This is a genomic window from Bacillota bacterium (assembly GCA_024655925.1).
Taxonomy (GTDB): Bacteria; Bacillota; DTU025; order DTU025; family JANLFS01; genus JANLFS01.
This window is the reverse complement of sequence record JANLFS010000104.1, coordinates 7,136-10,094: the sequence shown is the minus strand read 5'-3', so window position 1 is coordinate 10,094 and position 2,959 is coordinate 7,136. Positions and strand designations below refer to the sequence as shown.

Below are 2,959 nucleotides of genomic sequence, written 5' to 3'. Positions count from 1 at the left end.
GTCCCTATGGCGCGGCACCCGCAGCCTTCGCAACCAACAACGGACTCCCTGGAGAGACCCACGGCGGGGCGGTGAGGGACCGCCCCGCCCCTTGGGGATTCTGCGGGAGCAGGTACGGGGGAGTGCGGGCAGTGTTCCTGCAACAGGTGGTAAACGGACTGTCGGTCGGCTCGATGTACGCCCTTCTGGCTGTCGGGTTCTCCCTGGTCTACAACATACTCGGCATAGCCAATTTCTCGCATGGGGCAATGATCGCACTTGGGGCGTACTTCTCCTACTGGATTGCGCTGTACTTCAAGGCCCCCATCCCGCTCGCCATCGTCTGCTCGGTCGTGATGACAGGCGTCGCGGCAGTCCTGGTGGAGCGTCTCACCTTGAGGATTCTGCGCAAGCGAGGCCAAGGCGCGCTCTACTTCTTCATCGCGTCCCTAACGATATTCAACCTGGTCACCGCCATCCTGGTGTACGTTGCGAGAGGGAACATCGTCTCTTATCCGAGGGCGTTTCTCTCTGGAACGTTCAACTTCATGAACATCATGATACCGAAGATAGACGCAGGCATGCTCCTGGTGTCCGTCGGGTTCCTCGCCGCCTTGAGCTGGGTGTTGTTCCGGACCAGGTTCGGGCTGGCAGTCAGGGCCGCATCCTTCAACTCAAGAGCAGCTCAGCTCATGGGGATGAACATTGACACCATAATAGGGGGAGTTTTCTTCGTCTCAGGCCTGCTCGCCGGGATAGGCGGGGCCATGCTCGGCGTCAAGTACGCGGTCTATCCCTACATCGGGACATTCGTGTTCACCGCACTCTTTGCCTGTGTCGCGGGCGGGCTCGGCAGTCTGGCCGGCGCTGTTCTTGGCGGCCTTCTCATCGGGCTTCTCGAGACGTTCGTGTCGGCGTATATAAGCTCGGCGGTCAGCCCCGCGATTACTTTCGCGTTCCTTGTCGTCATTCTGCTCGTGCGGCCCCAGGGCCTGAGCGGAAAGACGACGGAAGAGAAAATCTAGAGGGGCCGGTGTTGCGACATGTCATTCCTGGAAGGCGTACTGATACTCACAGGCATAACGGTCATAGTCACCCAGGGCGTCTACGTCCTGACGGGTCTCACCGGCCTCTTCTCGCTGGGGCAGGCAGCGTTCGTGGCAGTAGGGGCCTATTCGGCGGGAATCGCCAATCTCAGGTGGCATCTTGGGTTCGTCCCCGCGACGATCGTCGGAGTCCTAGTGGCGATTGCGGCCAGCTTGGTCGTGGGAGCTCCCAGCCTGAGGTTGAGGAAGACCTACTTCTCGCTGGCCACGATAGCGTTCGGGTACGGCGTCGAGTCCGTGCTCAATGTGTCATCCTGGTCTGGAGGGGCGATCGGACTCATAGGCGTACCCAACATTACCAGGCTCTGGCACGTTCTTGTGGTTGCCGCCGTCGTGGTCTGGATCGTCAGGAACTTCAAGCTGTCACGGTACGGCCGGGCGTGCGTGTCTGTGCGCACCGATGAGACGGCAGCTCAAGTCTATGGAGTCAATGCCTTTGCAGCCAAGCAGATCGCATTCACACTTGGGGCAGCTCTCGCAGGGCTGGGAGGGGCGTTGTTCGCGTTCTATCTTGGCTACCTCTCCCCTGACATGTTCGGGATAGTCTCATCCTCCGAATACCTCATCATGGTCTTCTTCGGAGGTCTGTTCAGCCAGACCGGTGTCCTTCTCGGCGCCGTGTCTCTCGCGCTCCTGATGGAGTTCCTTCGCACTGCGGCGGAGTTCCGGGTCATCATCTACTGTCTCATTATCCTCATCGTCATCCTGTTCAGGCCAACCGGTGTCTTCGGGTCCTGGGAGTTCAGCGTGGCATGGGCGAAAACCGTGCTGGGACTCGGAGGCGCGCGCAAGGAGGTGCCCTCAAGTGGCAGCAACGGCCGCTCACAGCGTGGATAAGGGAGCTCAGACTGTCCTCGCGGTGAAGGACATCAGCAAGTCCTTTGGAGGCGTCCGAGCTGTGGACAGCTTCTCCATGGATTTGAAGAAGGGCGAAGTGGTCGGGCTGATAGGGCCGAACGGCGCCGGGAAGACCACCGTGCTCAACATGATAAGCAAGGTGACTGCGCCCGATTCGGGGGACATCATTATGGGCAACGCGAGCCTCGTCGGCTTGCCCCCCTACCGCGTTGCAGACCTGGGGATATCCCGGACCTTCCAGGAGATTCACCTGTTCCGGGGACTCTCGGTCCTCTCGAATGTCAAGGCCGCCTGCCACCTGAGGGCCTGCTACTCCGTGGCTGAAGGACTGCTCCGCACAGGGCGCGCACCTCGCATCGAGGCAGAGGTGGAGGAAGCGTGCATGGATACTCTGAGGATGTTCGGGCTGGAAGGGGAGGCTCACGTCGAGGCACAGTCGCTGCCCTACGGGCGACAGAAGTTGCTCGAGATCGTGAAAGCCCTTGTCACCAGGCCATCCATATTGCTGCTGGATGAGCCGGCGGCCGGGTTGAACTCCGAGGAAACTCATGAGCTGAAGGACTTGGTCGAGACCGCGAGGGAGAAGTTCGACCTGTCCATTATCGTCATAGAACACACCATGGAGTTCATAAGCGACATCTCGGACCGAGTGGTTGTGATGAACTTCGGCCGCAAACTGGCCGAAGGTACCTGGGACGAGATCAGGTGCAATGACGAGGTCCTCAAGTGTTACCTGGGGGAGGACTGACAACGGTGCTTGAGATCAAGAACGTTTCCGTGAGCTACGGTGCGGTGCGGGCGCTTCGGGATGTGAGCCTCAGGATTGACCACGGGACCGTGGTCACTCTGATCGGCGCCAACGGAGCAGGCAAGAGCACATTGCTGAACGCCATCTCCGGCCTGGTGAACTACACGGGTGACATCACCTGGAAGGGCGATAGGCTCCCGAAATGCCCTCCTGAGGTTGTCCAACGTGGGATCGTCCAGGTTCCCGAGGGCAGGCAGATCTTCTCGAA

4 protein-coding genes are annotated in these 2,959 nt (G+C 60.1%); all 4 read left to right on the top strand.

Annotated elements, in window-relative coordinates:
- A partial coding sequence (locus NUW23_13285) for a branched-chain amino acid ABC transporter permease (protein ID MCR4427133.1) occupies nt 1–1,004 on the top strand: 1,004 nt, incomplete at its 5' end.
- An 18-nt stretch (nt 1,005–1,022) separates the two neighbouring features.
- Nucleotides 1,023–1,922: a branched-chain amino acid ABC transporter permease gene (locus NUW23_13280; protein ID MCR4427132.1), complete on the top strand. Its 900-nt coding sequence runs from the start codon at nt 1,023–1,025 to the stop codon at nt 1,920–1,922.
- Nucleotides 1,891–2,691: an ABC transporter ATP-binding protein gene (locus tag NUW23_13275; GenBank protein MCR4427131.1), complete on the top strand. Its 801-nt coding sequence runs from the start codon at nt 1,891–1,893 to the stop codon at nt 2,689–2,691. The genes NUW23_13280 and NUW23_13275 overlap by 32 nt, the downstream gene beginning before the upstream one ends.
- Before the next feature lie 5 nt (nt 2,692–2,696).
- The coding region (locus NUW23_13270; protein MCR4427130.1) for an ATP-binding cassette domain-containing protein at nt 2,697–2,959 on the top strand (263 nt) is incomplete at its 3' end.